Annotated in this window: 26 protein-coding genes, 1 tRNA gene and 1 pseudogene; 19 read left to right on the top strand and 9 right to left on the bottom strand. The window is 52.0% G+C overall.

Annotation, left to right across the window (positions count from 1 at the left end; all coding sequences use genetic code 11):
* Nucleotides 1-36 precede the first annotated feature (36 nt).
* The gene (locus tag AC1DWB_RS21405; RefSeq protein ID WP_477543119.1) at nt 37-3,495 is read left to right on the top strand and encodes an AAA family ATPase; all 3,459 of its coding nucleotides are present in this window, start codon (nt 37-39) and stop codon (nt 3,493-3,495) included.
* A gap of 462 nt (nt 3,496-3,957) precedes the next feature.
* On the opposite strand, the gene AC1DWB_RS21400 is transcribed toward AC1DWB_RS21405, so the two are convergent.
* Nucleotides 3,958-4,932 carry an MraY family glycosyltransferase gene (locus AC1DWB_RS21400; protein WP_477543118.1) on the bottom strand — a complete coding sequence of 325 codons (975 nt, stop codon included), beginning with the start codon at nt 4,930-4,932 and terminating at the stop codon, nt 3,958-3,960.
* 229 nt (nt 4,933-5,161) lie between these two features.
* Here AC1DWB_RS21400 and AC1DWB_RS21395 point away from each other — a divergent pair, with 229 nt between their 5' ends.
* From AC1DWB_RS21395 to AC1DWB_RS21385, 3 genes are read left to right on the top strand one after another with little or no spacing between them, the layout of a single operon-like run.
* Nucleotides 5,162-5,713 carry an RNA polymerase sigma factor gene (locus tag AC1DWB_RS21395; protein ID WP_477543117.1) on the top strand — a complete coding sequence of 184 codons (552 nt, stop codon included), beginning with the start codon at nt 5,162-5,164 and terminating at the stop codon, nt 5,711-5,713.
* Nucleotides 5,710-7,233: an ABC transporter substrate-binding protein gene (locus tag AC1DWB_RS21390; protein WP_477543116.1), complete on the top strand. Its 1,524-nt coding sequence runs from the start codon at nt 5,710-5,712 to the stop codon at nt 7,231-7,233. The genes AC1DWB_RS21395 and AC1DWB_RS21390 overlap by 4 nt, the downstream gene beginning before the upstream one ends.
* Before the next feature lie 44 nt (nt 7,234-7,277).
* Nucleotides 7,278-8,651, top strand: a complete 1,374-nt coding sequence (locus AC1DWB_RS21385) for an extracellular solute-binding protein (protein ID WP_477543115.1) — start codon at nt 7,278-7,280, stop codon at nt 8,649-8,651.
* A gap of 31 nt (nt 8,652-8,682) precedes the next feature.
* On the opposite strand, the gene AC1DWB_RS21380 is transcribed toward AC1DWB_RS21385, so the two are convergent.
* Nucleotides 8,683-9,639: an EamA family transporter gene (locus AC1DWB_RS21380; protein ID WP_477543114.1), complete on the bottom strand. Its 957-nt coding sequence runs from the start codon at nt 9,637-9,639 to the stop codon at nt 8,683-8,685.
* Nucleotides 9,640-9,781: 142 nt separating this feature from the next.
* On the opposite strand from AC1DWB_RS21380, the gene AC1DWB_RS21375 reads away from it, so the two are divergent.
* The gene (locus tag AC1DWB_RS21375) at nt 9,782-10,054 is read left to right on the top strand and encodes a hypothetical protein (RefSeq protein WP_477543113.1); all 273 of its coding nucleotides are present in this window, start codon (nt 9,782-9,784) and stop codon (nt 10,052-10,054) included.
* Between the two features lie 24 nt (nt 10,055-10,078).
* Nucleotides 10,079-10,534 carry a hypothetical protein gene (locus AC1DWB_RS21370; RefSeq protein WP_477543112.1) on the top strand — a complete coding sequence of 152 codons (456 nt, stop codon included), beginning with the start codon at nt 10,079-10,081 and terminating at the stop codon, nt 10,532-10,534.
* Here AC1DWB_RS21370 and AC1DWB_RS21365 read toward each other — a convergent pair.
* The gene (locus tag AC1DWB_RS21365) at nt 10,454-11,497 is read right to left on the bottom strand and encodes a YkvI family membrane protein (RefSeq protein WP_477543111.1); all 1,044 of its coding nucleotides are present in this window, start codon (nt 11,495-11,497) and stop codon (nt 10,454-10,456) included. The two genes, AC1DWB_RS21370 and AC1DWB_RS21365, sit on opposite strands and share 81 nt — an antisense overlap.
* A 181-nt stretch (nt 11,498-11,678) precedes the next feature.
* Here AC1DWB_RS21365 and AC1DWB_RS21360 point away from each other — a divergent pair, with 181 nt between their 5' ends.
* Nucleotides 11,679-12,287: a DedA family protein gene (locus AC1DWB_RS21360; protein ID WP_477543110.1), complete on the top strand. Its 609-nt coding sequence runs from the start codon at nt 11,679-11,681 to the stop codon at nt 12,285-12,287.
* Between the two features lie 154 nt (nt 12,288-12,441).
* Here the strand turns inward: AC1DWB_RS21360 and AC1DWB_RS21355 are convergent, their stop codons facing one another.
* Nucleotides 12,442-13,191 carry a hypothetical protein gene (locus AC1DWB_RS21355; protein ID WP_477543109.1) on the bottom strand — a complete coding sequence of 250 codons (750 nt, stop codon included), beginning with the start codon at nt 13,189-13,191 and terminating at the stop codon, nt 12,442-12,444.
* Nucleotides 13,192-13,547: 356 nt separating this feature from the next.
* Between AC1DWB_RS21355 and AC1DWB_RS21350 the strand changes: the two genes are divergently transcribed.
* From AC1DWB_RS21350 to AC1DWB_RS21330, 5 genes are all read left to right on the top strand, one after another.
* Nucleotides 13,548-14,117 (top strand): xanthine phosphoribosyltransferase, encoded by a 570-nt coding sequence (locus tag AC1DWB_RS21350; RefSeq protein WP_477543108.1) that lies wholly within the window; start codon nt 13,548-13,550, stop codon nt 14,115-14,117.
* Between the two features lie 85 nt (nt 14,118-14,202).
* Nucleotides 14,203-14,529 (top strand): hypothetical protein, encoded by a 327-nt coding sequence (locus AC1DWB_RS21345; RefSeq protein WP_477543107.1) that lies wholly within the window; start codon nt 14,203-14,205, stop codon nt 14,527-14,529.
* A 176-nt stretch (nt 14,530-14,705) separates the two neighbouring features.
* Complete coding sequence (locus AC1DWB_RS21340) at nt 14,706-14,918, top strand: hypothetical protein (protein ID WP_477543106.1); 213 nt, start codon at nt 14,706-14,708, stop codon at nt 14,916-14,918.
* Between the two features lie 38 nt (nt 14,919-14,956).
* Complete coding sequence (locus tag AC1DWB_RS21335) at nt 14,957-15,679, top strand: adenosylcobinamide amidohydrolase (RefSeq protein WP_477543105.1); 723 nt, start codon at nt 14,957-14,959, stop codon at nt 15,677-15,679.
* A 71-nt stretch (nt 15,680-15,750) separates the two neighbouring features.
* Nucleotides 15,751-15,834: transfer RNA gene (locus AC1DWB_RS21330), tRNA-Leu, on the top strand.
* 617 nt (nt 15,835-16,451) lie between these two features.
* Here AC1DWB_RS21330 and AC1DWB_RS21325 read toward each other — a convergent pair.
* Nucleotides 16,452-16,673, bottom strand: coding sequence for a response regulator (locus tag AC1DWB_RS21325; RefSeq protein ID WP_477543104.1), 222 nt, complete (start codon nt 16,671-16,673; stop codon nt 16,452-16,454).
* 199 nt (nt 16,674-16,872) lie between these two features.
* Here AC1DWB_RS21325 and AC1DWB_RS21320 point away from each other — a divergent pair, with 199 nt between their 5' ends.
* The 7 genes and pseudogenes from AC1DWB_RS21320 (at nt 16,873) to AC1DWB_RS21290 (ending at nt 22,721) form a co-directional block, all read left to right on the top strand.
* The gene (locus AC1DWB_RS21320; protein ID WP_477543103.1) at nt 16,873-17,247 is read left to right on the top strand and encodes a DUF6220 domain-containing protein; all 375 of its coding nucleotides are present in this window, start codon (nt 16,873-16,875) and stop codon (nt 17,245-17,247) included.
* Between the two features lie 16 nt (nt 17,248-17,263).
* Entirely contained in the window at nt 17,264-18,028 is a 765-nt protein-coding gene (locus AC1DWB_RS21315) for an SDR family NAD(P)-dependent oxidoreductase (RefSeq protein ID WP_477543102.1), read from the top strand.
* A gap of 47 nt (nt 18,029-18,075) precedes the next feature.
* Complete coding sequence (locus tag AC1DWB_RS21310) at nt 18,076-18,915, top strand: SGNH/GDSL hydrolase family protein (RefSeq protein ID WP_477543101.1); 840 nt, start codon at nt 18,076-18,078, stop codon at nt 18,913-18,915.
* Nucleotides 18,912-19,544, top strand: a complete 633-nt coding sequence (locus AC1DWB_RS21305) for an NAD(P)-dependent oxidoreductase (protein WP_477543100.1) — start codon at nt 18,912-18,914, stop codon at nt 19,542-19,544. Before AC1DWB_RS21310 ends, AC1DWB_RS21305 begins: the two co-directional genes overlap by 4 nt.
* A 24-nt stretch (nt 19,545-19,568) precedes the next feature.
* A pseudogene (locus AC1DWB_RS21300) lies at nt 19,569-21,056 on the top strand (MDR family MFS transporter); the annotation flags it as partial.
* Nucleotides 21,033-21,743 (top strand): DUF2306 domain-containing protein, encoded by a 711-nt coding sequence (locus AC1DWB_RS21295; protein ID WP_477543136.1) that lies wholly within the window; start codon nt 21,033-21,035, stop codon nt 21,741-21,743. The pseudogene AC1DWB_RS21300 and the gene AC1DWB_RS21295, both read left to right, overlap by 24 nt.
* A 69-nt stretch (nt 21,744-21,812) precedes the next feature.
* The gene (locus AC1DWB_RS21290; RefSeq protein ID WP_477543099.1) at nt 21,813-22,721 is read left to right on the top strand and encodes an alpha/beta hydrolase; all 909 of its coding nucleotides are present in this window, start codon (nt 21,813-21,815) and stop codon (nt 22,719-22,721) included.
* Between the two features lie 6 nt (nt 22,722-22,727).
* On the opposite strand, the gene AC1DWB_RS21285 is transcribed toward AC1DWB_RS21290, so the two are convergent.
* The 4 genes from AC1DWB_RS21285 to AC1DWB_RS21270 all read right to left on the bottom strand — a co-directional run.
* A complete protein-coding gene (locus AC1DWB_RS21285) occupies nt 22,728-22,847 on the bottom strand; it encodes a hypothetical protein (RefSeq protein ID WP_477543098.1) in 120 nt (39 codons plus the stop codon).
* Nucleotides 22,816-22,998 carry a winged helix-turn-helix transcriptional regulator gene (locus tag AC1DWB_RS21280; protein WP_477543097.1) on the bottom strand — a complete coding sequence of 61 codons (183 nt, stop codon included), beginning with the start codon at nt 22,996-22,998 and terminating at the stop codon, nt 22,816-22,818. Before AC1DWB_RS21280 ends, AC1DWB_RS21285 begins: the two co-directional genes overlap by 32 nt.
* A gap of 120 nt (nt 22,999-23,118) precedes the next feature.
* Entirely contained in the window at nt 23,119-24,066 is a 948-nt protein-coding gene (locus AC1DWB_RS21275; protein WP_477543096.1) for an MBL fold metallo-hydrolase, read from the bottom strand.
* A gap of 4 nt (nt 24,067-24,070) precedes the next feature.
* Nucleotides 24,071-24,475, bottom strand: a 405-nt coding sequence (locus tag AC1DWB_RS21270; RefSeq protein WP_477543095.1) for a GNAT family N-acetyltransferase, incomplete at its 5' end; no start/stop codon positions are given.

Here is a 24,475-nt window from a genome sequence, read left to right as displayed (position 1 = left end):
ACCTGCAAAGCGGAGCGAGGGAGAGGAGAGGGACCAATGAAGACGGAGATACGGGAAATGCATGTGGAAGGCTTCGGCAAGCTTAGCGATCGCCGATACAATCTGGAGGGGCCGATGACACTTTTCTACGGTCCTAACGAGGCGGGTAAAAGCACGTTGCTTGCATTCTTGCGTGCGATGCTGTTCGGTCAACCGGCAAGGGGCCACGCAGCCGAGCGCCATGAGCCACTTCGCGGCGGCGCCCACGGCGGCTCGCTCACCCTGACCGATGGTCAGGGTCGCGCTGTGCGCGTCGAGCGCCGCTTCGCAAGCGGCGCCGAAAGCGGACGCGGACGGCCCGGCACTTCGGCCGGGAGCGTCCGCCTTGTCGGCCCGGAGGATGGCATAGCCTCCTCCGGCGCAGCCGAAGTGCAGCTGAACGCGCTGCTGGGCGGCCTGTCGGCCGACCTGTTCCGCAGCTTATTCGCGTTCAGCCTGACCGAGCTGCAGGAGCTAGGCGCTCTGCAGGCTGACGAGTTGTCCGGCTACTTGTACAGCGCCGGATGGGGCACGAGCGGCCGCGCCGTCATAGCCGTCGAGAAGCGGCTCGCACAGGAGGCCGAGCGGTTGTACCGGCCGCGCGGCAAAAACCAGGAGCTGGCGCTGGCTATTCGCGCCTGGGAGGACGAAGAGGCCGGCCTGCGGCAGAGTCGGGAGCAATTGTCTGGCTACAATCGGTTGGCCGCAGAGCTGGCAGAGGTCGATGTGAATATCGTCGAAGCCGAAGAAGAGGCCCTTCAGAAGCGAGTGTCGGCAGCATGGACGGACAAGCTGCTGCAGGCCGAGGAGCCGTTCAGGAGGCTGGAGCGAATTCGTGTGCGGCTGGGAGAACTGCCAGCAATCGAGTCGTTTCCTGTAGAGGCGGGTCAACGATATGAGCGGGCTGCAACTGAGCATGAAGCTCGATTAAGTCAATTGGATCTACTGGGAGCACGGCGTTCACGATTGGAACAGGAGCTAATCGAGGAGCTGCAAGTAGATGATGTTTTGCTTGCAGACAAGCTTCGTTTGGATGAGCTGCTGGAAGGTGCTGCTGCCTATCGGGACAAGCATGCTGCTGTGGTGCAACGGCTTGTGGAGCGACAACAGATGGAGAAGGAGCTAGAGCGGCTGTTGGAGCAGCTAGGTCCGGAATGGGATGTAGAGCGGATTGCAACGGTTCCGGTAACGATTGCCGTGAAGGAACGGTTGCGGAATTGGGAGGACGAGCGCACGCAGCTCGTACGCAGACGGGAAATGTTGCAGGCCGAGCTCGATGGAGCAGAGCGTCTGGAATCAGCCGCTCATCGCGAAATGCTGCAGCAGCAGGCGAGGCTAGAGCGAAAGCGACAAGAGACGAATCGCCGCTTCTCAGGCTGGCGCGAGCTCTCAGCGGAGGAGTTGCGCTTCCACATGCAGCAGCTCCGCCGTGAGCAGGCCGAGTGGATGAGGCTGTACAGCGAACTGCAGCGGCTGGCCGCCGAGCAGTTTGTTGGCGCGGTGCTCACGGGAGCCGTAACGCGTCCGCGGGCGGTCGAGCGCGGGGGCGCGAGCGAGGCGCGCGTCACCGGCGCTGCGGCTCACGGCTCGTTGCCCGCGCCAGCGTCACGCCGCGGATCAGCCGTGCTCGCCGCGCCACGCGGCGCAACTGACGCGCGCGCCAGCGCTCGCAGCGGTCGGCGCCGCGATAGCGACGGCGGCTTGCGCGCGGTCGCGTGGCTGCTTGCGGCGCTCAGCGTCGCCGTGCCCGCTGCCGCGTGGGCGGCCGGCGAGCCCGTGCTCGCCGCTAGCTGCTTCGCGGTACTCGCGGTTGCCGCTGGGTACGCTGCCTTCCGCGCTTACCGCTCTACAGCTGCAAGCGGCCCCGCAGCTCAAGCATCCGAAGCCGCCGAGCAGGAGCAACTTCGCTTAGAGCGAGAGTGTGTTACGCTGAGCGATAAGATCAAGAGTCGCCTTTCGACACTCAGAGTTGAAGAAGCAGAAGGCGGTTATCGTGAAGTTGCAGCAACAAGTGGGCGGAAGTCAACCGTTCAGACGGTATCACCATCCATTGACTTTGTATTGCAGCTAGGCGAACAATGGCTGGAGCAGTTAGAGCTGGATACCGATACATGGCTCGCTGCCAAACAGGAATTGGACCATCTGGAATGTTCCTCAGAAGATACTGGTGCAGCTCTGGAAAGTCTGGTCAGACAGCGAGAACTAGTCGCGGTCCGGTGCGAAGACAATGAACGTCAGCAAGCCATCTTGGCGGCAAATTGGGATGATTGGCTTCAGCAACATGGTCTGCCGAGCGGTCTAAGTCCGAGCGGGGCTGCAGATATATGGCAGGCAGTTGAGCGTGGTTTGGATGTGATGAAACGTCTGGAGATCACGACTAATCAGTATGAAGAACTGCAGGCTTCGATCCGCGAATTTCAGCAGCAAGCAACTGAGCTATGTAAGAAACATGCTTATAGTGGTGTTTCACTATGGTCAGAGAGTGGTTTGGAGCTCATACCTGCCTTGAAAGAGTTGCAGGCCTCAGCCGACGATCAACGCTTAAGACATATTCGTCTACAGCAAGCGGAACGTGAGTTGACCCAGCTTGTAGAGGACATTCGAATAACGAGTGAACATAAGTTGCGCGAGGAATCCCAGATCTCTGAGCTTTGGCAGAAAGCTTCTGCTGAGACGTTGGATCAATTTTTGCGTCATGTACAGGAAAATGCGGAGCGAGAATCGTTATTGAAAGAGCAAAGAGAATTGGACTATGTCATGCAGACGCTTGTTGGGAAGCTAAGACTGGAAGAAGCGCAAGACACTTTGCGTTCGTGCACGGTCTCAATCATAGAAGAGGAAAGTGCTCACTATACGACCGCAATCCATCATTTGCAGGAAAAGTTGAACAAGCTCCGCGATCAACGGGGCAGGCTCATGAACGAGATGGACAAACTGGAGTCTGGTGAAGAGCATGCCGAGCGAATGCTGCGGGTGCAATCGAGTGCAGCGGATGTGGAACGACAGGCACGCCGATGGGCAACATTGGCTCTGGCTTCATCATTGTTCCGCAATGCGCGGGAACGGTATGAGACGGAGCGTCAACCAGCTGTCCTACTGACAGCTTCCCGTTATTTCGAGCAAATGACAGAGGGGAGCTACATCAAAGTAACGGCTCCAATCGGAGACAAGCGATTGCTTGTTCACGATAAGGACGGGAGTATACTGGATTCCTCCGCATTAAGCCGCGGAACAGCAGAGCAGCTGTATTTGGCAATGCGCTTCGCATTCGCAGCGGAATTCAGTACAACGACAGCGCTGCCGCTCATTATGGATGATGTATTCGTGAATTTCGATCCGCAGCGGCTGAAGCAAATTTTTCTGCTGCTTCGTGATATTTCGGGTCAGCATCAGGTGTTGTTCTTCACTTGTCATCCGCATGTCCGACAAGCAGCCTATGAAGCCATCCCCGATCTTCAAGTGATCGATATGGTGTAGTTATCTGAACCGGGTACACGGCAGTCTCACCGAGAAATAACGGAACTTTTGAGGCTGTCGATTAACTGTGGATAGGGGCTAAGACGGCCGTTCCGAGTGAAAAAGGACCCCTAAGCTTTACCCCACAAAGTGAAGATAAGCTTCGGAGCATATTCCGAGTACTTTGCGGGGACCCCTTTTGCTCAAACATCTTGTTTGAACCTCCTTTGATTGTATAAGGGATTCAGTGGTATGGAGGTTCAAGCCAAAACTCGCCGGGGTCCTCTTTTTCACTCTCCACTCCTTTTGTCTACAGTTAATCGACAGCCTCCTTTTTTTCGCTATAGTAGCAATCTTTCTATCCGCTATGCTAAGTATCCCGATGAGCTGCCGCATCGCCCCGTACCCTGCCACACAAAAAAGGGGCTGTCCTCCAGCCATTAACAATGGCTTACAGGACAACCCCTCTCACACTTACATCGTCTAGAACCGATCCCCCAGGAGCAGCAATATAATCGAAGATAAGCTGAAGCACAGGCTCACCAAGCACAGTACAGCAACGACCTGCTTAGGGTTCAACCCCATCCGCAGCAATCGATAGTGCGCTTGACTCGCATCCGCCTGATAGATCGGCTTGCCTTGCCTGAATCGCTTGGCGACAACGAACAGATTGTCGAAGATCGGCACTCCGAGTGCCAGAATCGGTATGAACAGCGACAATATGGTCGCTTGCTTGAAGGCGCCATCAAGAGCGATGACGGCCAGGATGAAGCCCATGAAGGTCGCCCCTGCGTCGCCCATGAAGATCTTCGCTGGTGGCTTATTGTACCGCAGATACGCGACCGCTACACCGACGAGTATGATCGCCATGATCGCGGAGTTACCCTGTCCTTTGGCCAAAGCGACTACAAACAATGTGACGGCGGATATAGCGGAAAGTCCCCCCGCCAGTCCATCCATCCCATCCGAGAAATTGATCACGGTGGTGACGCCGAATATCCATAGGATCGTGAGCAAGAACTGCAGGACGACTGGCAACCCGACGAATTCGCCGCTGATCGGATTGTAGAAGCCTTCGAACGTGATGCCCGAAGCGTACACGAGCACGGCCGCAGACAGTTGGACGATCATTTTCGGCAGAGCGGGGAAATCTTTGCCCTGGGTCTTGTACCAGTCGTCAACGGTGCCTATGATTAGCAGGAGCAAGCCTCCTACTAGAATTGCAGCTGTTTGCAAAGTGAATTCTCCAGTGAACAGCAAGTAAGCTATGCCGAATCCAGCATATATGGCGTAGCTGGCCGTCAGCGGGATCGGAGCCCGGTGTATTTTACGCTCCACGTCCTTGCGGGGCTTGTCCACAAAATCAAGATGGAACGCTAACTTGGCGAGTGGCGGAATCAATAAATAAACGATGAGGAACGAGATCAGGAATGAGAGTGCGTAAAGAATAGGAATCACATCTCCAGCCTATTATTTTTGTAACGATTCAGAAAGTATATCTTCGCTGATTGTTTAACGTCTCGGCAAACGCACGGCGTCAAAGGACGCCGATAGGCGTTTTTTCCTTGCATATGAATCTAGTATAAGCATAAACGCAATTGTTGTCGAATGTGAGTTGCTATACCTTTTTACGAGAATGATGGAACGATTTGACTGGACGGTCGTCTAATGCATAGAGGTGAACCACGTGGGCTTCGAATATTTGAGTGCGTTATCTGACACAAGTGATAAAGATAAGGTTCTGCAGGACCTGATGAATGGGCTCGGTCCAGACGTATGGAACTATGCGTATTTCCTGACCGGTCGATTCGATGTCGCGGATGACGTGTTTCAGGATGTTTTTGTCAAAGTATATCGGAATATGTTCTCATATCGCGGTGAATCCTCAGTCAAGACATGGCTGCTCTCGATTACCCGCAACGTCGTGAAGGACCATTGGAAATCGGCATGGACACGCAAGGTTCTGCTGATGTCTTCCGTTCCACGGCGTGAGATCGTCTCCTCCACAGAAAAAGAAGTCATTAGCCGCATGGAGCGGGGAGACATCTGGAAGGCGGTACTGGACTTGCCGGAAAAGCTGCGCGAGGTGCTAGTGTTGTCTGCTCACCATCAATTGACCGTCCCGGAAATTGCTGCACTGCTGAAGTTGTCCGAGGGCACAATCAAGTCCAGACTGCATCGGGCCCGAGGCAAAGTCCAGTATGTGCTCCAGGCTGCGGAAGGGAGACAACGCCGATGAAACGATTGCGAATCACACAGGAATGGGAGAAGGAGCTGCGTCATTTCCCCATTCATCCGAATGGAATTCCCGACACATTAAAGAAGAAAGTAGAGGAACGGATTGCGATGGAAGCTCAACCGAAGCATCGTGGGGCCACGATCTGGCTCCGATCCATTGCGGCAGCTATGGTGCTTGTTACACTCTTCATGCTGCGCGAGCCGCTGCTGCACCTATGGAAGCAGGACCGCAATACGGCTGTGGAAGCATTCGACAAGACAACGGAACGCTCGGTGAAAGTACAAGTATTTCACAGAGATACATTTATGCGTCAATATGGTGCGGCCTTTACGATTTTACATCCGAACATGAGCATTGACAGTATCGAGAGCATCGGGATGAACGCCTCACAGCAAGATGTCAAATCGGCTTATTATAGCATGTTGTCCAAGGAGCAGCCGGATGTACTATACTTGCCTGTCTCGATATACAAGGACATGGCGGCTGATGGTCTGCTCTATCCGCTCGAAACGATCATGCAGAAGGACAAGTACGATCTTAACGCTTATCAGCCAGGAATCATTGACTATATAAGTGAAGTAGGTGGAGGTAAGTTGTACGGGCTTGCCCCCACGTCCAACACGGAATCCATTTTTTATAACAAAACGTTGTTCGACCGATATGGTGTACCTTACCCGTCCGACAAGATGAGTTGGGAGGAACTGTTGCGACTGGCAGCCCGATTCCCGACTACCGGTTCAGGGGACGATCGGGTATACGGGTTTGCCTCCTCGTTCACGGATGCCTATAATGCGGCGGCGATCATCGCTCGGACCGAGCGAATAAGCATGATCGATCCGGAGGGCAAGAAGCTGCTGCTGAATACACCGACCTTCCGCAGCATCTGGTCGTCCGTCGCGGACGGCCTGCAGAAGGGTTGGATGAGTCAAGTCGTGAGAAGTACGGGCAACATATCGGGAATTGACTTCTATAAGCGTAACACCTTTATGACAGGCAATGCCGCCATGATCCTGCAATTCCCGGGCTTTGCCGATGATTTGCTTGAAGCGAAGAAGCGCTACAACCTCGCTACCTTCTCCTGGGACATCGTTACCGAACCAGTCGACCGAGATCGCCCAGAGCTTTCAACCCATTTTTCATTGGATGGTGTGTACGCCATTAATGCCCAGACCTCGAATCCGAAGGACGCCTGGGAGCTCTTGAAGCATATCAACAGCGAACCGATGGCCCGTAAGATGGCTATGCAATTTGCCCGCTCTGGCTTGAGTACGCGTAAGTTGGTCTTGCCGAAGAAGGACTCTTTCAACACAGAAGCGTTCTCGAAGCTGATGCCTGACCCAGAGGTGGATAAGCAATCTGTTGCCTCGCTACCATCCTCGTTCTATAGCGAGCTAGCCGCTATCATCAATGAAGAGATCGGTGTATACGTCAAGAACGGTCAATCACTCGAACGGATGATGGAGCAGATGCAGGCCAAGGGGCAAGCTGCGTTGGACAAAGCGAATGTACAGCCCAAGTAGCCGTTATGGTCGGTTCAACTATAGATTGGAAGGAGCTAGACTAGATGGGTGCTAGTAAGAAAGGCGGCAGCCGAATGTTCGTGGGAGCAGTCTTGATCGCTGTGCTGACCTCCATGAGCTTGCTGTCAGGCTGCAGTACGACTCCGGCGAAACAAGTAAAGGGCGTATTGCGAATCGCCTACCCGGACGAGCAATCCTTTTATTATACGTATGGCGATTATTTCGCGGTCAGATTTCCAGATGTGAATGTGGAGATTATCCCGACACAGGAGCTGCGCAAACCAGGTATCCAGTACTATGAGGAATACGGCAAGCTGCTTGACGAACAGAAGCCGGATTTGATCTTCACATACTTGCAGGAATACGAGAGGTTCTCTGCCTCCGGGCGGCTGCTGGACTTAGCTCCGATCATCAAGAGAAACAAGTTCGACCTGGAGCAATTCTCACCGGCAGCCATTGAGTTCCTGAAGAACAAGGGTGGAGGCAAGTTGCACGGCTTGACCCCCCAGTTTACGAGTACAGCCTTATTCTTCAACAAGGACTTGTTCGATCGTTATCAGATTCCTTACCCGACTGATCATATGAGCTGGGAGGACACGATGCTGCTGGCTCGACGGTTCCCGGTTGATCCAAACGTAGATAAGCGGGTGTACGGCATTCATGAGAAATACCGGACGCCGTTCGACTTTATTTATGATATAGCTGCCACGAATGGATTGAGCTATGTGAGCGGGGACGGCACCCGGATGACGCTGGATACACCGGAATGGTTGAATACCTTCCGCGTCGTAATCGAGGGGTTCAAGAGTGGGAATCTGTATTACTACGAGAGCGGCGGTAAGCCGATCAACTATGGGCCTAATGAGACGAAGCAAATGGATTTGTTCAGCGCGGGCAAGGCTGCGATGATGATCAGCTCGCCGGAGCAAATGATGCGGATGCAGCAAAACAATGTAAAGTTGAATTGGGATCTAGTGACAGTACCTGTAGATCCGAAAAACCCGAATTTGACGCGGCATTTGTCGGTCGGGACGATCTTCGCTATCCCTTCCCGTGCCGAGCACGCGGATACAGCGTGGAAAGTGATTGAATACTTCAACGGAGACGAGGCGGCCAAGGTCACTATGAAGACGGCGCCGGATAATTTGTCCACGCGGAAGTCGTTCATGAATGACAAGGAAGGGCGTAGCCTGGAGGCGTTCTACAAGCTGAGCCGTGATGAACGAAGCTCGTCCTTCTACCCAGATGTTCCGCTTAATTTCTACACGTTCTATGAGACGCTTGTCGTAGAAGAAATCGATGCGGCTGTGAAAGGCAAGCAATCGGTTGAGGATACGGTGAAGTCGATCCAGAAGCGGGCTCAGGAGCAGTTGACGAAGTTGTTGAACGAGCAGCCGCCTACGGCGAAGACGCCATAGCGGCAAGCAGTAACTAGGCTGCGGCAGGTTCTTACCCTAACAATCGTAATATGATTACACCTGCAATTGCAGTCAGAATTCCGATGAATTCCAGCAGGGACCATATTTCTTTCAGTACAAAACGCGCATACAGCAGGATGAGCAGTACACTCGTGGCGATGACGGCTGATACGAGTCCAGTAACGCCGAGCTCGAAGGCGGGTAGAATCAGCATCATGCCCGAGATGTTGCTCAGACCTACAGCCATACCTACCAGCAGCGTCTTGCCCATTCTCCATGGTGCAGGACGCTCCATCTTATTCTCTGGCTGCATTCCCACACCGACAGTTGGCGGTTGCGATTCCGCAGCTACAGCAACTTCTCCGGTGTTGGTGAAGCGGACCGATCCCCTGCGTGTCGTCAGATTCTTTCTGTACCAGGAGATGAAGAACAGCACCGATCCAGTCGCATACATAACGAATAACGTCGGTAGTTTATCAGCCCCCCACAGCATCGCTTGCTTGGAAGAAACATCTGTCAGGCCGAATGTGATCATGGCCAAGAGCGCCCATTGGGCGCCTTTTAAATTTCGCAAGGAAATGTCGTTGGAGTACCGGATCATAATAATACCTGCCAGGATGATGATGAAGGCAGCACTTTGCGGCAGGCTGAGCGTCTCCCCCCACAACCCGTACGATATTCCGACCACCACGATCGGCGTCAGTGCTGTGAAGATGGCAACCAACGATGCCTTGCCCACCGCGAAGCCCTTGAACATGGCGGCATTGGAGATGAAGGAGAACAACCCCATCGATAGTCCCGTCCATACCGCCACACTCCATTGTTGGTGCAGCAAGACAGCGAACAAGCCCGCGATCAGCGCACCGCAGATGTATACGCCTAACAACAATACATTACGATCGATCGGTTTCTGCGAAGTCCAATGATATAAGATGCCGCGCAACCCGAAGCACAGGGCGGCAAGACCGGCGTATACAAGCCACATCATAAGCAAAATCCTTTCCGTCAACGCTTAAGCTTCTCGTATCATACTACAATTCAGCGGGGAGGTGTAGTACAATGAGAGCATTAAGTTTCGCAGATTCGCCGTACGGCAGCTGAGTATGACGTGTGAAGGGAGGATGGGCTAGATGCAGGAGGGGGATAAGAAACCGCATAAGCGGGAAATCACCTACCAGATTGGCTGGAAGAAAGGCCGGATGGAAATCGGCGAGAACGGGAAGGTAACGGGCGGCCACGCGGACGTCGTGTTCTTCAATACAGCGGCATGGATGCGATTCATGGCTCGGACCGCTTGGAAGTCGATCCCTCCGTTGTCCGACAATATGATGTCGACACTGCTGTGGGTTGTTCCTCCTGTTGCCTTTCTTCTAACGTGGCTGCTCGTCTATATGCTCGGCTAATCGGCTTGAAGGAGGAGGTCTGTTATGTATACGGCTCTTGCCATATTCGCAAGCCTTATTGGGTTGTTCGTTACAGGTGCGGCTCTATTCACCGCTTGGTTCGTGTATCAAGAACGGAAGTCACCGCCTGCGCAGCAGGAGGAGTCGGACGCTAACGTGCCAGAGAGTCGCCCGAGTATGTTGCAGTCGATGGCGCTGCTGCAGCGCTGGATGGTATGGGACTGGGCGGTCGTTCTCTTGTTCGGTACCGGAGCTGTCTTCCTGTTCACCGACCTGATCGCGGTTGCACGGGATCGAGAGCAGTTCCCGCCCTATCATTACGGTTATCTGTTATGCGGGTTCATATTCTGCACCATGGGTATGATATTCGCTTTTGTTCGAATCTTGACCCTACTCTGGCTAAACCGGGGGAGCCGCTCCATGGGGGCGGATCATTCGGACGAACCACATCATGCTGACCATACCGAAGATCGGGTATAGTGTCGATAACAACGTGCTGAAGCCGATTTGACTGACTACATAGCTCGCCAGCAATATTCCAAGCACGATTCCGTTGTAGGGGAGGCGGCTGCGCTGCTGCAATTGCAGCGTCAGTCCGTATATGTTGGCGATGAGCGTCGTGAATATTTCACCGAAGATTACACCTACGAACGCAAGCTGAATACCTTGGCCGAGACGGGCGATGAGGTGGGTCATCGGGATTTCGAATTGAGCAATGCCGGGCATTTGCGACGATAATGCGAAGTGTCCGCCCAGCAGCATCAAGCTGATGCCGATTCCGCCGACCCATCCCCCCCGCTTCAAGAGGAGCGGGTTGTTTGTCGCGGCACCGAGTGGTACAAGCACGGCTTGGGCTGTCGCCAAGTTAAACGCTACATAGAGCAGGGGGGCCGTCCATATGCGCAGGAGATTGTAATCGCTGGTAAAAGTGATCCAGTTGCCTGCGTTCGGGGATTGGATGGTCGATACAACCATTAGTATGCTGAAAAGGAACATGGAGGGGACTACGAACGAGTTGACGATCATGAGTGCCTTCAGCCCTCCGGTTACGACGAAATACGCGAATAACAGAGTCAAGATCAGCCCATATTGGTAAGGCAGATTGAAATGCTGGTGGAAGACGGAACCGGCCCCCGCCAGCATGACGGCATTAATGCCGAACAGGACGACCAACGAGAACAGACTGAACACATTACCCAGCTTGGGCCCGAATATGTAGCGGTTCAAATCTTCATACGACGCAGCCTTGATCTTATGAGCCAGCAGCATCACTTTCGTGCCGAGCCAGATGAAGAGGATGCCCGCCAGTCCGATCGTAAGTGTTGCCATCCAGCCATAACGGCTGAAGAACTGCAAGATTTCCTGTCCCGTGGCGAAACCGGCTCCGACGATTGTCCCGATATAGGTGAATGCGATTTGCAAGACGGTTCCCCAAGATTTCATGCCGGCATGCACGTCCTTCGAATGGTTTGTGAAGTAGGGCGTATGCAGTTCCTAGCTGTTAGTACAAGTTATGTTGCGCGTATTGAAAAAAGGACTACAATCGTTATATCCGGTTTGCACAAGCCGGGTCGATCTTTTATAATACGTGCAGGACGATACCTGAATACGGAGCGTGCGGCCTTTGCAGCAATTGGTGCTAGATTTAATATGGACATACCGATACATGGCCTTATTCGGATTGCTAGCGTTAGGCATCATTGGACTACCAATCCCGGACGAGACCCTGATGACGTTTGTGGGCTCACTCACCGCATTTGGTCATTTGTCGTTCGGTTCTTCCGTAGCGGTCAGCTTTGCAGGCAGTATGTCGGGGATGCTGATCAGTTATTGGATCGGTCGTCGAGTCGGTAAGCCTTTTCTGGACCGGTTCGGAAAATGGTTTCATCTGACCCCTGCTCGCTTGGCAAGAGCAGAGAAATGGTTTCAGAAATACGGAGTTTGGGCGATTTTCTTCGGATATTTCGTGCCCGGTGTCCGTCATTTAACCTGTTATTTGGCGGGAATGAGCGGCATGCGGTTTTGGCGCTATCTTGTCTTTTCCGGAAGCGGGGCGATTGTGTGGTGCTTCACCTTCATCACACTGGGGAGAATAATAGGGAGGAATTGGGAGTCCGTCATGGATCTTGTTCATCTGTACTTGGGCCGAGGTCTGGCTGTTGCCCTTGCAGTCATCCTGTTAGCCCTTGTTTTATTCTTGCGATTTCGTAAAAAAGGCAGTTCCCTGCGTTGATTGGAAGTAGCAAAAACCCCCTTACCGTTCATCTTGTGAAGGTGAGGGGGTTTATTCTTAACGATTCAGAAAGTAAATCTTCGCTGATTGTTCATCGTCTCGGCAAACGCACGGCGTCAAAGGACGCCGATAGGCGTTTTTCCTTGGTCGAATATTATTTGGTTTCGGCGAACAGCTTAATGGATAGGATGTTTTGCGTTGTCGGGTCGATATCGAGTTTCAATATCGTGCCACCGTTTTTGTAGGATAAGGCATACTTATTGTTTGTGTCCGGCTTACCGAGTGCTTGAACAGCATCCTTGACGTTCTGCCCTAGCTTCAAACCGTTCAATCCGGGATCGACATCATTCGTTGTGATCTCCACAAACTGCACGTTCCGCACTTTGTTGAAGCCGATCAGGAACCCGTTATATTCATAGACCAGGATAGGATCATCCTCATCGTCCATGGAATAATCGTCCGTTGGTTTTCCGAGCTTCTGTGTTACGGTTGTGATGGTGTCCGTTAAGGAAATCCCCATTAGTGTCGGTTTCTTCACCGAATAGGCCTCTACTGCAGGAGGTTGAGCGGTCTTGCTGTCAGGGACCGATTTGTCGGAAGATGTTGCTACATTCTTGCCTGCAGGTGGAGTGTTGTCCGCACCCGCTGTTCCGTTGCCCGAAGCGGTTTGAAGTCCGCCATTCGCTGCATCAGGCGGTTCGGTACCTGTTGGCTTGCTAGGAACCTGTTCGAGCAGGCGGTCTGTTGTTTGTGGTGTGGCGGGTATAAGCTTGACCCCGGTCTGTTCGGCGTGCTCTATTGGCGGGTCATCCGCCTTGTTACCGCCGCTGCAACCACCGATTACCGCTGTCATTCCAAGCAGCACGGCGGCCATTGTCAACTGCACAACCTGGTTTTTTCTCATAATGGGACTCCTTCTCCGGTATAAGCATCTCTTTGTAGTTGAACAACAAGCACCAATCCATCATACTCCGCCGAAGTAATTCCGACAAAGACCAAATGTTCGCAAATCAGATGATTTATGAGTATAAAAGCAACTCGTTGAACTTGAAGCGATATGTATCAATGAAATTGCACCATTTACGTTGTATTCACTAATTAAGACGATTGTAATTGGAAAATAGTTGCATCTTTTTTATATTATTTTGAAATCCAATTCGTAAGCTCCTCTTGAATGTTCTTTCTTGAATGTGGTACTTTAACGGAAAGGAAACATCTTTGGGCTTAGCGCACGAACCACATTGCTTTAGGAGGAATCACATGGAAGAACTGAAAAGAAGAATCATACAAGAAAGTAACATCGTGTCCAATCATGTGTTGAATTTGGATACGATCTTGAATCATCAGGTGGATCCACCGTTTATTATGGAGATGGGCAAGCAATTCGCCAAGCTATACCGTGAACAATCGATTACGAAGGTGCTGACGATTGAGTCTTCCGGAATTACCGTAGGCTTCGCTACGGCACTGGAGCTTGGTGTTCCACTCGTATTCGCTCGTAGGAAGAAGACGCTGACGACGGAGACCGAAGTGTATGCCGAGCGGGTTCCATCTTTTACTAAAGGGATTGTAACGGACATTCTCGTATCGAAGCGCGTCCTTGGACCTGAAGACCGTGTCTTGCTGATCGACGACATTATCGCGAACGGTGATGCTGCACGCGGCCTGATACGTGTCATCGAGCGTTCTGGAGCTACGCTGGTCGGACTTGGTATTGTCATTGAGAAAAGCTTCCAAGCCGGAGCGCGTACGATCCGTGAAAGCGGTATTCGGTTGGAATCGTTAGTTCAAATTCAATCTCTTGATCAGGGTGAGGTACGCTTCCTCTAAACTCAAAACTGAGATGAATTGGAATCTTTCCTACGCGTGCATTTTCATTTATAATAAATGTATGCGTTAGAGAGGAGGCATCGGTATGGGGAATGAGCAAGTATCTACGGATTACATGAAGACCAAGTTGTCTGAAGCGAAGGTTCATTTTGAGCGTGCTCTCGATTGTAAACACACAGAGTTTGATGATTTGTACCCCTATATGATCGAGCATCCTCAGTTTTTCTGGTATAAACGTTATGTGGCGTGGTCGGAGCTATTGACTATCGTCAAGCTGTGCAAGGAATTATCCATTGAATGGATGCCTATGTTTACCCAGCAACAGGTCGATTATGTCGAAAGCCGTGTTATGTCCGGCAAGGTGTTGGATGATTGGTATGAGAAGAATGATTCCAAAGAACATGTAGGCTGATCATCATAGAAGGCGGACAGGACGAGGTGGCGGCGGCCATTGTCGGTCCTGTTCGTTTTTTTGTACGATTCAGAAAGTATAACTTCGCTGATTGTTCATCGTCTCGGTAAACGCACGGCGTCAGGACGCCGTCAGGCGATTATCCTTGATCACGGGAATGGAAGGAGCATAGAACGATGATTACGGACGAGCAATTGGATGAGTACCGGCTGAACGGCACAAAGATCAGGGTGGTTCGAGATTCAGAGCCGGAGAATGACGTACGGGGCTTCGTTGTAGCGTGGGACGACGAGACGGTAATGGTGCGCAAGTCGAACCGGAAGATCGTTAAGTTGGCGCGAACCTACAAGTATCAGCCGACAGCTCACGATCGCAACGAACCGGAGTAATTCTAGTTGTTGAACGTGATGGGATAGGAGTGAATACGATGGGGCAATGGCCCATCTTGGAATTAGATGCTTTCCCGGGGATTAAGCATGGCCTGATTGAAACGCTGGACAGTCCGGTACTGTGTGTTGTTTCGGAGTATCCATTGAAAACATTGAATTCCTCCATATGGGGAGGCGGATTCTCAAGCAGTCGGTTTATTATGAACCGACAAGTACCCAAATCATACATGAGCGATGACCCAGCAGAGGAAATGCAGCAGTTTCTGCAAAGGGCGGGTTATCCAGCCGATGAGTCCGTAGGTATGTTGACCGCCGCGTGGGTCGATCACGCCGGCCGATGCCTGATGACGCTGGAGGAGCTTAGCGTCTGCTCGTGGGTAACTGTCGGGCTCGGCAACACGGCTAGATCCGGCGATTGCGCGGATACCGATCGGTTGTATCCAGGGACGATCAACTGCATCGTCCTGGTGGACGGCCAGCTAAGCGACGCAGCCATGGTCAACGCGGTCATTACCGTGACGGAAGCAAAGACAGCGCTGCTGCAGGATCTAGTTATCACCGTCGGTACGGACGGACGTCTCGCCACCGGTACTACGACTGATGCGGTTGTGATTGCTGCGACGGATCGGGGGAGGAGCTATTCTTATGCGGGTACAGCCACACGACTGGGTTATTTGATCGGTAGAACGGTGTACGACGCCGGGAAACAAGCGGCGCTGGATTACTTGGAAGTGATGCGGCAACGCGCGGCTGCCAAATAAATTTGTATCGGTTGTTGACATCGATTGTGAAGATGTGATATATTGTTTCTTGTCGCCGCTAAAGACAACATGCGGTCGTGGCGGAATTGGCAGACGCGCTAGATTCAGGTTCTAGTGGGGTAACAGCCGTGGAGGTTCGAGTCCTCTCGACCGCATCATAAGCGATGGAATAAACTCTCCAAGTGATCTTGGAGAGTTTATTGTTTTGCGGAAAAGTAATAAATAATATGTTACTTTAGCTTAAATTCCTTGTGACTTTTCAATGCCATTTCAAGCGGTGACATGTACATCCATATTGGAAGTCACATTTATTCTTTTTGAAGTTGAGGAAGTCAATCCATCCGGGTATTACGAAGTAACCGATCCGGAAGAAGAAATGTTATTGTTGAGCGCCCTTGAGGGAGAACAAGCATCCCTTTCCAAAGAGAAGTATTGGCACAGTTTTCTCGGCGTAATTTCACAATAAGATTGTTTGGACATGAGAATGACACTTATAACATCGGGGAAATCCTCGGTCATGGCGGAATTGACAGACGCGCACGGTTCAGGTCCGTGTGGTAGCAATACCGTGGAGGTTCGAGTCCTCTTGACCGCACCATACCCTCAAATGAAACTCTTCTTAGGAAGGGTTTTTCTTTTTGATCTAACATACCATGGGTGTCTCATTCACATACGCCGCGGATTTCACGATATAATCGTCGCCGCCCAAGCTGAGGCCTCTGATCTTGTCCATGTCCTAGCCGCGCGCGCTAAAGAATAGAATCGGCGTATCTTACGTTTTCCGAATTTGCCTGCAAAGCTCCAGCCCGCTCTGGCCGGGCATCATCACGTCCAGCAAAATGCAGTCGACCCGGTTGCACTCCAATGCTTCTATCGCTTGAGCGGTGTTAGATGCTTCCAAGACTTCGAACTGTTCGTCTTCGAGATAATCCCTCATTAATTCGGCGATTTCTATATCGTCGTCGACGATCAATACCGTGCGTTTCATATTCATGTTGTTTCCTCCAAATTAGCGCAGATGATCCTGAATTGGCACCTTTATAGCATATCCACCCTAGCCCGTATCCCGATTGAGCGGAATGTAACCGCATGTTGAGCGTTTTGTGACTTTTTCGCTCAGTGTTTTGTGATATTCGCAGGTTATCGTTAGCAATGTCGATATGCGAAATCACTGCGGGAGGGAGGAAAAGCGCATGCAAGTCGGGGGATTCATTTTCAAAATATTGGCTTGGGTATTTTTAGCCTGTATTGTGGCACAAGTATTTATCGCCGGAATGGCCACTTTCTCGGATGCTACGAATTGGGAGACGCACAAATCGTTCATCAAAATATTCGCCCTGGCTCCCCTGCTTATGTACCTGCTGACTTTCGTCGGCGGAATCAAGGGGCGTAAACGTTGGGTGAGTCTTGGACTGTTCGCGCTCGTCGTGTTCCAGTTTCTGTCGATTCAAGTTTTCTCGTCGGCCGGCTTAATCGCGGCGTTGCACCCGGTAGTCGCTTTGGTGTTGTTCTGGGGTTCGGTCCAAACGGTAAAAAACAATCCGAAAGAAATTCAAGCGACAAGCTGAAGAGGAGGGTTAAACGATGAATACACGTTTAGACGGACAACTGGCGCTCGTAACAGGAGGAAGCGGAGGCATCGGAAGCGCGATCGCGCGACGGCTTGCGTCCGAAGGAGCGATCGTCGCGGTCCATTACATGCGGAATCGGGAAGGCGCGGACGAGTCAGTTCGCGTCATCCGGGAGGAGGGGGGCAAGGCCGCGGCCTTTCAAGCCGATCTGACGAAGCTTGACCAAATTAACGCCTTGGCCGATCAGGTTCGAACCGCGTTCGGCGCTTCCGTCGACATCCTGGTGAACAACGCCGGCCAGATGAGCCGCCGGGTACCGATGTTCGAACTGACGAAAGATTATTACGATGAGATGCTGGATGCCAATTTCAAGTCTAGCGTGTTTTTATCCAAGGCCGTATTGCCCGCGATGGCGGAAAAGAAAAAAGGCAATATCGTGAATATTGCCTCGCTCGCGGCCCACATCGGCGGAGGTCCCGGCGTCGCACTGTACGCATCGGCTAAGGCGGCGATGCTCGCCTTTACGAAGAACATCGCCAAGGAATTCGCCGGCCAAGGCATTCGCGTCAATGCCATCACTCCCGGTGTCATTGCCAACACGTCGAACGACCGGTTCAAAACCGAGGAAATCCGCAAGTCCATTATCGCGGGCATCCCGCTGGGGCGGGAAGGGCTGCCGGAAGACGTAGCCAACGGCGTGTTGTATTTGGTATCCGACTTGTCCGCGTTCGTGACCGGAGAGACGATCGAGATCAACGGCGGCATGTTCATGCGTTAAATGTATCTAAGAGAGAATTAATTGTAAAAAAAGGAGAATCGAATACCATGGAAACTAATTTCAATCCGCAATGGGCTAAACTTATTCAATCGCAGCATCCCGAGAAAGTATTGACTTTTGCGCGTCATCTGGATGACAAAGTGTTAGCGGCGATTTACGGCATGGATGTGGATACGTACCTGATCGTCAAAGGCCAATTGACGCAGCAAGCGAAAGAAGCGGCGGAGCATCTGCTGGAGTATCCCGATTTTGCCGCTCGAGTCGACCGCTTGCCGTTCAAAGCGGGCGAAACCGTTATCGGAGTGGGCGAAAGCACGACGGACGACTTGCTTTCGTGGTTCGAAATTCTTCGTCACCTGCTCGAACTGCAAAGGCCGCAGGACGGAATTCGCCTGATCAACGAAGGGATATCCGGTAATACGTCAACCCAAGTGCTTGGCCGAATCAATGGAATCGTCGCCAAACAACCGGATTGGATCCTTTGCATGATCGGAGGCAACGACGCTATGCGGGTCGGTCCAGAATACGCCAAAACGCAAGTGAGCGCCGATGAAACAGCCAAAAACTTTCACGAGATTCGGCGGATTGCCGCGGCGAGATCCCAATCCCGCTGGGTATGGATTACGCCGACGACTTTCGACGAAGCGCGAGTTGCCGCGTATCCATATTTCCAGATGGGGCAACTCAGATGGAGAAACGAAGACATTGTTGCCGTGGGCGAAACGATCCGCGGCATGTCCGATCCGGTCGTAAACATGCAAGCGGTTTTCGGACAACCGGCGCAGGCAAAATACATCGGTCCGGATGGAGTCCACCCTTCGATCGACGGTCACATCGCGATCGTTCGTTGGGTTGTCGAAAGTCTTACCGGGGGCAAAGAGAGATGAAAGTCGTCGTATTCGGAGCTACGGGCGGAACCGGCCGCCAAGTCGTCGCCCAGGCCATTGAGGCGGGCCACGAAGTTACCGTCATCGCACGGAATCCCGAAGCCGTCGAAATTCGCAGCGAACGGTTGGAAATTTTCCAGGGAGACGTGCTTGACCTAGCATCGTTCAGCAAACGGATTGTCGGTCAAGACGCAGTATTATCCGCGCTTGGCGTCAATCATTGCAAGCCTACAACCGTCTACTCCAAAGGAACGGGAAATATCGTGAAAGCGATGCAGGAGGCGGGGGTGCGCCGATTGATCGGCCTGTCCTCCGCCGGCTTGGAGATCCCTGACGATACGCCGTGGATGATGCGGCAAACGATCAAGCTCATTATCCAGCCGATGTATAAATACGCTTACGAGGACATGGCCCAGATGGAGGAGAAGCTGCGGAGATCCGGGCTGGACTGGACCGTTGTTCGTCCTCCGCGGCTGACGAACGGACCGAAGACGGGGACTTACCGGACGGCGCTTAATAAGCATTTGTCCAAGGCGCAGGGTATTTCGCGGGCGGATTTGGCTGACTACATGATCAAATCGGTTCATGACCCGGCGTCCTATCAAGCCGTCGTCGAAATATCCAATTAAACGGAAAGAAAGGAGAGCAATCCGATGTCAAGCATCCGTACGTCAAAGATCGGCTGGGTCATCGCAGCGCTGCTGCTCGGCATTCTGATGGCGGCGATGGACAATACGATCGTCGCGACCGCCATGGGGATGATCGTATCGGATTTGGGAGGTTTCGACCTCTTCGTATGGGTGACTTCCGCCTATATGGTCGCGATGATGTCGGGAACGCCGATTTTCGGCAAACTATCCGATATGTACGGCCGTAAAATCTTTTTCGTCAGCGGTTTGGCGATTTTCATCGTTGGCTCCATCCTGTGCGGAACCGCCCAAAGCATCGTTGAGCTGAGCATTTACCGGGCCATTCAGGGAATCGGCGGCGGCGCGATCATGCCGATCGCTTTTACGATCATTTTCGATGTGTTTCCGCCGGAGAAGAGGGGGAAAGTCGGCGGTTTGTTCGGCGCCGTATTCGGCGTATCCAGCATCTTCGGACCGCTTCTCGGCGCTTACTTGACGGAGACGCTGAACTGGCGGTGGGTGTTCTACATTAATCTTCCGCTCGGCATTATTTCACTTATCTTGGTCGCTCTTTTTTATCACGAATCGAAGCAGCATGTGAAGCAAAAAATCGACTGGACGGGCGCGATTACGCTCGTGGCGGCCGTCGTCAGTCTCATGTTCGCGCTCGAACTGGGCGGCAACAAATACGACTGGGATTCCGGCGTCATCATCGGATTATTCGCGGCTTTCCTACTGTTTTTACTTGTTTTCATCCGGGCGGAAACGAAGGCGCAGGAACCGATCATTTCCTTCGCGATGTTCAAAAAACGGCTGTTCGCGACAAGCAATGCCGCATCGTTGTTAATCGGTATCACGTTTATTTCCGCGACCGTTTATATTCCGATATTCGTGCAGGGGGTGCTGGGAGGCTCCGCGACGAATTCCGGCAATATTTTGACGCCAATGATGCTCGGGTCAGTCGTCGGCAGCCAGCTTGGCGGATTTCTGACGACGAAAACGAGTTATCGGAACATCATGCTCGGAGCAAGCGCGTTCTTCGTCGCCGGAATCTGTATGCTGGGCATGCTTACGCCGGATACGACGAGAACGATGCTCGTGCTGGACATGTTATTGACGGGGTTTGGCGTCGGATTTTCGTTTTCGGTACTTAGCATGGCTGCGATCCATTCGTTCGACATGAGGCAGCGGGGCGCGGCGACGTCTACGAACCGGTTTATGATTTCGCTGGGAACGACGCTCGGCATTACCGCATTCGGCATTATCCAACGCAATCTGTTCACGAACAAGATCGCCGACAGCGGCATTAAAGGGCTTGCCGCGAACGGCGGGAACGGCGCGGAGGCCAACAGCTTCCTTACGCCTGAAGGCAGGGCTCATATCCCTCACGACGTGCTGGATACGATGGTACAAGCGTTGTCGTACTCGATATCGCGCACGTTCTTGTGGGCGTTAATCCCGGCCGTGCTGGCTGCTGTCGCGATCTTCATGATGTCCAAAGAACGGGTGTCGATAGCTCCTATAGGCAACAGCGGAGGGAAGAGGATGACGGGGGAGCGCAAAGTCCGGACCGGCTGGAAAGTCATCGTCGCGCTTACGTTAATCGCCGCCGGATTTGCCGTGTACCCGTACTTCTTATTCGATCCCGGGGACAGTCGGGTCGCGATCGACGATTCGTTCAGCTTGCATTACCCGCTGCTGCTCCTTCATATTTTCATGTCGCTTTTCGCCCTGCTTGTCGGATGGCTACAATTTCTTCCCAGCCTGCGGGCCAAACGGCCGCACGTTCACCGTATGGTCGGGCGGTTTTATCTAACCTTCGTGGCCGTCGGCAGCGTTTCTGGGCTCGTCGTCGGAATGTACACGGAAAGCTATATTCGACAAATGGCTTTTTTGACCTTGGTGGCATTATGGCTCTTTACCGGATGGAAGGGATATTCGGCCGCCCGGCGCAAGCAATTCGACGCCCACGGCGTGTGGATGACCCGCAATTACGCCTTGACCCTCGTCGCAGCCAGCGCGCGCCTCGTGACGCCGTTATGCATATTGGTGTATATCGCGGGGCATCGGAACGAGCCGTTCCAAGGTGTTCCAGCGATTCTGGAGCATGTGTTGGAAGTCAATATTTGGGTCGGGTTGGTCGTCAATTTTGCCATTTCGGAATGGATTATCATCAATCGCCTCAATAAGTGCAAGTGAGCGCGAACTCTGCAAGGCGTCAGTCGACAAATTCCAAAAGAACACAATAAAGAAAGGAAGCTGACACTTATGGCCATGCCTGAGCAAACCAAAGTATTTTTGGAGGAAGCCGCGAAATTTCCGTCGTTGCATATGCTGACGCCGGAGGAAATGAGAAAAGCCGTCATCGCTACAGCGATTTCGGAAACCTATGAGCTTGCGGATACGAATACGTTCGAATGGAATGGTCCGCACGGACCGCTCACCGCACGGCTCTACAGGCCATCGGATGAAAGCTCCCTCCCCGTCATCCTGTTCTTCCACGGAGGAGGCTTCGTCTTCACCACGATGGAACAGTATGATCCGATGTGCAGCAAGCTTGCCGCGATTAGCGGCTGTGCCGTCTTATCCGTCGATTATCGGTTATCGCCCGAGCACCCTTTCCCGGTTCCAGTCGAGGAAGCCCTGTTTGCAGCGGCTTGGCTGGGCGAGCATGCAGAGTCACTGGGTTTGGATCCGGAGCGCATTATCGTGTCGGGTGAAAGCGCCGGAGCCAATCTCGCTGCTGTCGTGGCACAGAAGGCCGGCAAAGATAGAGTCCCGAACATCGCTTATCAAATCCTGCTGTGCCCATTGACCGACTGGTCCGGCGAATATGAATCGAAAGAGAATTACGGTACCGGTTACTTCTTGACCAAAGCGCTTCTGGACTGCTGTGCCGGCCATTATTTGGGACAATGGAGCCGGGAAAATCCGCTCGCTTCGCCGCTGTTCGGAGAAACTGCAGACGTTGCGCCTGCTCTGGTCGTCACGGCTGAATACGATCCGCTTCGCGACGAAGGCGAACGCTATGCGCACAAAATGATCGAAAGCGGCGTGAAAGTTACGTTAAAGCGATATCCGGGAATGATCCACTTGTTCTATGCGATGACGGACGTGTTCGCAGATGGGAACGATGTGTACGAATTGATCCGCAGGGAACTCCGAACGCTGCAATAACCCGGTTTACGAGCTCGCCTGATCAAACGCCTTTCTTGCACGCAAAACCGAATCATAATGTGAGTCTGTCCATTTGTGGAGTATACTCATCGGTTCAATCAAGGTTCTGCCAAGATCGGTAAGCACATATTCGACGGAAGGGGGGGGCTGTTGGATAAACAGTGCGTTGCACGAGTCCGTCCCTCTCCAGTTGGCGAAGCGTCTGGGTTAACATTTTTTGGGTGACGCTCTCAATTTGCCGTTTCAGATCGGAATAACGTTTGGCTCCGCTTTCCAACTCATAGAAGACGAGTACCGCCCACTTGCTCGATACGACTTACAGTGCGCGCCGATAATGGCAGGGCGATTCCTGATTATCAGAAAACTAGTTTTTGGTTATCAATTCAATCACCTGTTGCTATTGACTGACCAAATGTTTTACATTTTTCACGTAAACCTCACGAGCAGCCCAATGTCTATACCTCTCGGGTACATCAATTTCATTGAGTTGGGCTGCAGTAATTGACTTGGCTCTAAGTGTTTCGGCTGTTTCAAGCAAATCACTCAGGTACTCTATTGCTCGTGTAATCCATTCCTTACCACCCACTGGTCCATGACCAGGCACGACGTATTCGATTTCCCAACTAGTTAGTTCGTTGAGAATGGATATCCAGCTCCGAATGTCTCCATCCACAATTAACATATGATTATTAACGGCGACCAAATCCCCTACATAACATACGTACGCTTCTGGAACATACAGCAAGGAATCAGACGTGGTATGCCCGCCCCCAAGCGTATGACACTCCACTCTTCGTTTTGTTTCTTGTGAATACCATTCCGATTCAAACGTCTCATTGGGTAAAGTCAATTCCAAGTTTGGTAGTGAAATTTCAAGTTCTTTTAGAAAGGAAATCTGTTGTGTTAATTGTCCCCCCTGCATTTCGTCAACTGATAACTTACGTTGTTCTAGTTCTTGGATGTAGGTACATAGTTTATTGAGATTTGCACGCTGTTCCACAATTCTCGCAGGATGTTGCTCCTGCATAATGATTTTTGTCCATTCGGTTGCTACAATAGTTACATCTCGAAACACTTGGTTGCCTCGAATATGATCTCCGTGCCAGTGACTGTTAATCAGATAGGAGACGGGTTTCCCGATAAGTTGACCAATTACGTTACGAAGCTCTGATGCAGCCTGTTGGGTGTTGAAGGAATCGAATACTAGTACGGATTCTCCTAGGTCTACAAATCCTGCGTTAGCCACTGCACCAGTACCTTCGTTCGCTATTGCAGCATAAACTCCATCTGCAATACGTTGTACATCAAAATGCTTTGTACGTTTGATTACTTGTTCACAATCCATTTCCTCACCCCTCCGTATCTGACCGTATATTGATATAGAAATACAGTAAATTGTTCAATAATTCCTCTGACCGATTAAAGCCCAATCGATTCAATAATTGGATCGACTTCACGTTCTTAGGGTCTACAGTTGCTTCAATGATCTCCAGTCCCATATACTTAAAGCCGAACTCCATAATGGGCTGAATGGCTTCATTCATCAACCCTTTTCCCCAGAAGGACTTAGATAGATCAAAACCAATCTCAGCCTTCGGTTCATTCTTCGTTGTCCAACAGTGGAAACCACATGTCCCGATTAGTTTATTATCCGTTCTATCAAACACTCCCCAACGACAGCCTGTGTCATTAATATGGAATTGGATAATTTCCATAGCTTCATTTATATCCTGGCAGGGGTTAATATCCATATA

This window comes from Paenibacillus sp. P4_E11 (assembly GCF_056401635.1).
This window is presented reverse-complemented; position numbering and strand designations above follow the sequence as displayed.

Excerpts from the sequence above, each read along its gene's own strand:
- AC1DWB_RS21405 (WP_477543119.1), top strand. The coding sequence starts at position 37 with ATGAAGACGGAGATACGGGAAATGCATGTGGAAGGCTTCGGCAAGCTT.
- AC1DWB_RS21390 (WP_477543116.1), top strand. The coding sequence starts at position 5,710 with ATGAAACGATTGCGAATCACACAGGAATGGGAGAAGGAGCTGCGTCAT.
- AC1DWB_RS21385 (WP_477543115.1), top strand. The coding sequence starts at position 7,278 with ATGGGTGCTAGTAAGAAAGGCGGCAGCCGAATGTTCGTGGGAGCAGTC.
- AC1DWB_RS21380 (WP_477543114.1), bottom strand. The coding sequence starts at position 9,639 with ATGATGTGGCTTGTATACGCCGGTCTTGCCGCCCTGTGCTTCGGGTTG.
- AC1DWB_RS21375 (WP_477543113.1), top strand. The coding sequence starts at position 9,782 with ATGCAGGAGGGGGATAAGAAACCGCATAAGCGGGAAATCACCTACCAG.
- AC1DWB_RS21370 (WP_477543112.1), top strand. The coding sequence starts at position 10,079 with ATGTATACGGCTCTTGCCATATTCGCAAGCCTTATTGGGTTGTTCGTT.
- AC1DWB_RS21365 (WP_477543111.1), bottom strand. The coding sequence starts at position 11,497 with ATGAAATCTTGGGGAACCGTCTTGCAAATCGCATTCACCTATATCGGG.
- AC1DWB_RS21355 (WP_477543109.1), bottom strand. The coding sequence starts at position 13,191 with ATGAGAAAAAACCAGGTTGTGCAGTTGACAATGGCCGCCGTGCTGCTT.
- AC1DWB_RS21350 (WP_477543108.1), top strand. The coding sequence starts at position 13,548 with ATGGAAGAACTGAAAAGAAGAATCATACAAGAAAGTAACATCGTGTCC.
- AC1DWB_RS21345 (WP_477543107.1), top strand. The coding sequence starts at position 14,203 with ATGGGGAATGAGCAAGTATCTACGGATTACATGAAGACCAAGTTGTCT.
- AC1DWB_RS21340 (WP_477543106.1), top strand. The coding sequence starts at position 14,706 with ATGATTACGGACGAGCAATTGGATGAGTACCGGCTGAACGGCACAAAG.
- AC1DWB_RS21335 (WP_477543105.1), top strand. The coding sequence starts at position 14,957 with ATGGGGCAATGGCCCATCTTGGAATTAGATGCTTTCCCGGGGATTAAG.
- AC1DWB_RS21325 (WP_477543104.1), bottom strand. The coding sequence starts at position 16,673 with ATGAATATGAAACGCACGGTATTGATCGTCGACGACGATATAGAAATC.
- AC1DWB_RS21320 (WP_477543103.1), top strand. The coding sequence starts at position 16,873 with ATGCAAGTCGGGGGATTCATTTTCAAAATATTGGCTTGGGTATTTTTA.
- AC1DWB_RS21315 (WP_477543102.1), top strand. The coding sequence starts at position 17,264 with ATGAATACACGTTTAGACGGACAACTGGCGCTCGTAACAGGAGGAAGC.
- AC1DWB_RS21310 (WP_477543101.1), top strand. The coding sequence starts at position 18,076 with ATGGAAACTAATTTCAATCCGCAATGGGCTAAACTTATTCAATCGCAG.
- AC1DWB_RS21305 (WP_477543100.1), top strand. The coding sequence starts at position 18,912 with ATGAAAGTCGTCGTATTCGGAGCTACGGGCGGAACCGGCCGCCAAGTC.
- AC1DWB_RS21295 (WP_477543136.1), top strand. The coding sequence starts at position 21,033 with ATGATGTCCAAAGAACGGGTGTCGATAGCTCCTATAGGCAACAGCGGA.
- AC1DWB_RS21290 (WP_477543099.1), top strand. The coding sequence starts at position 21,813 with ATGGCCATGCCTGAGCAAACCAAAGTATTTTTGGAGGAAGCCGCGAAA.
- AC1DWB_RS21275 (WP_477543096.1), bottom strand. The coding sequence starts at position 24,066 with ATGGATTGTGAACAAGTAATCAAACGTACAAAGCATTTTGATGTACAA.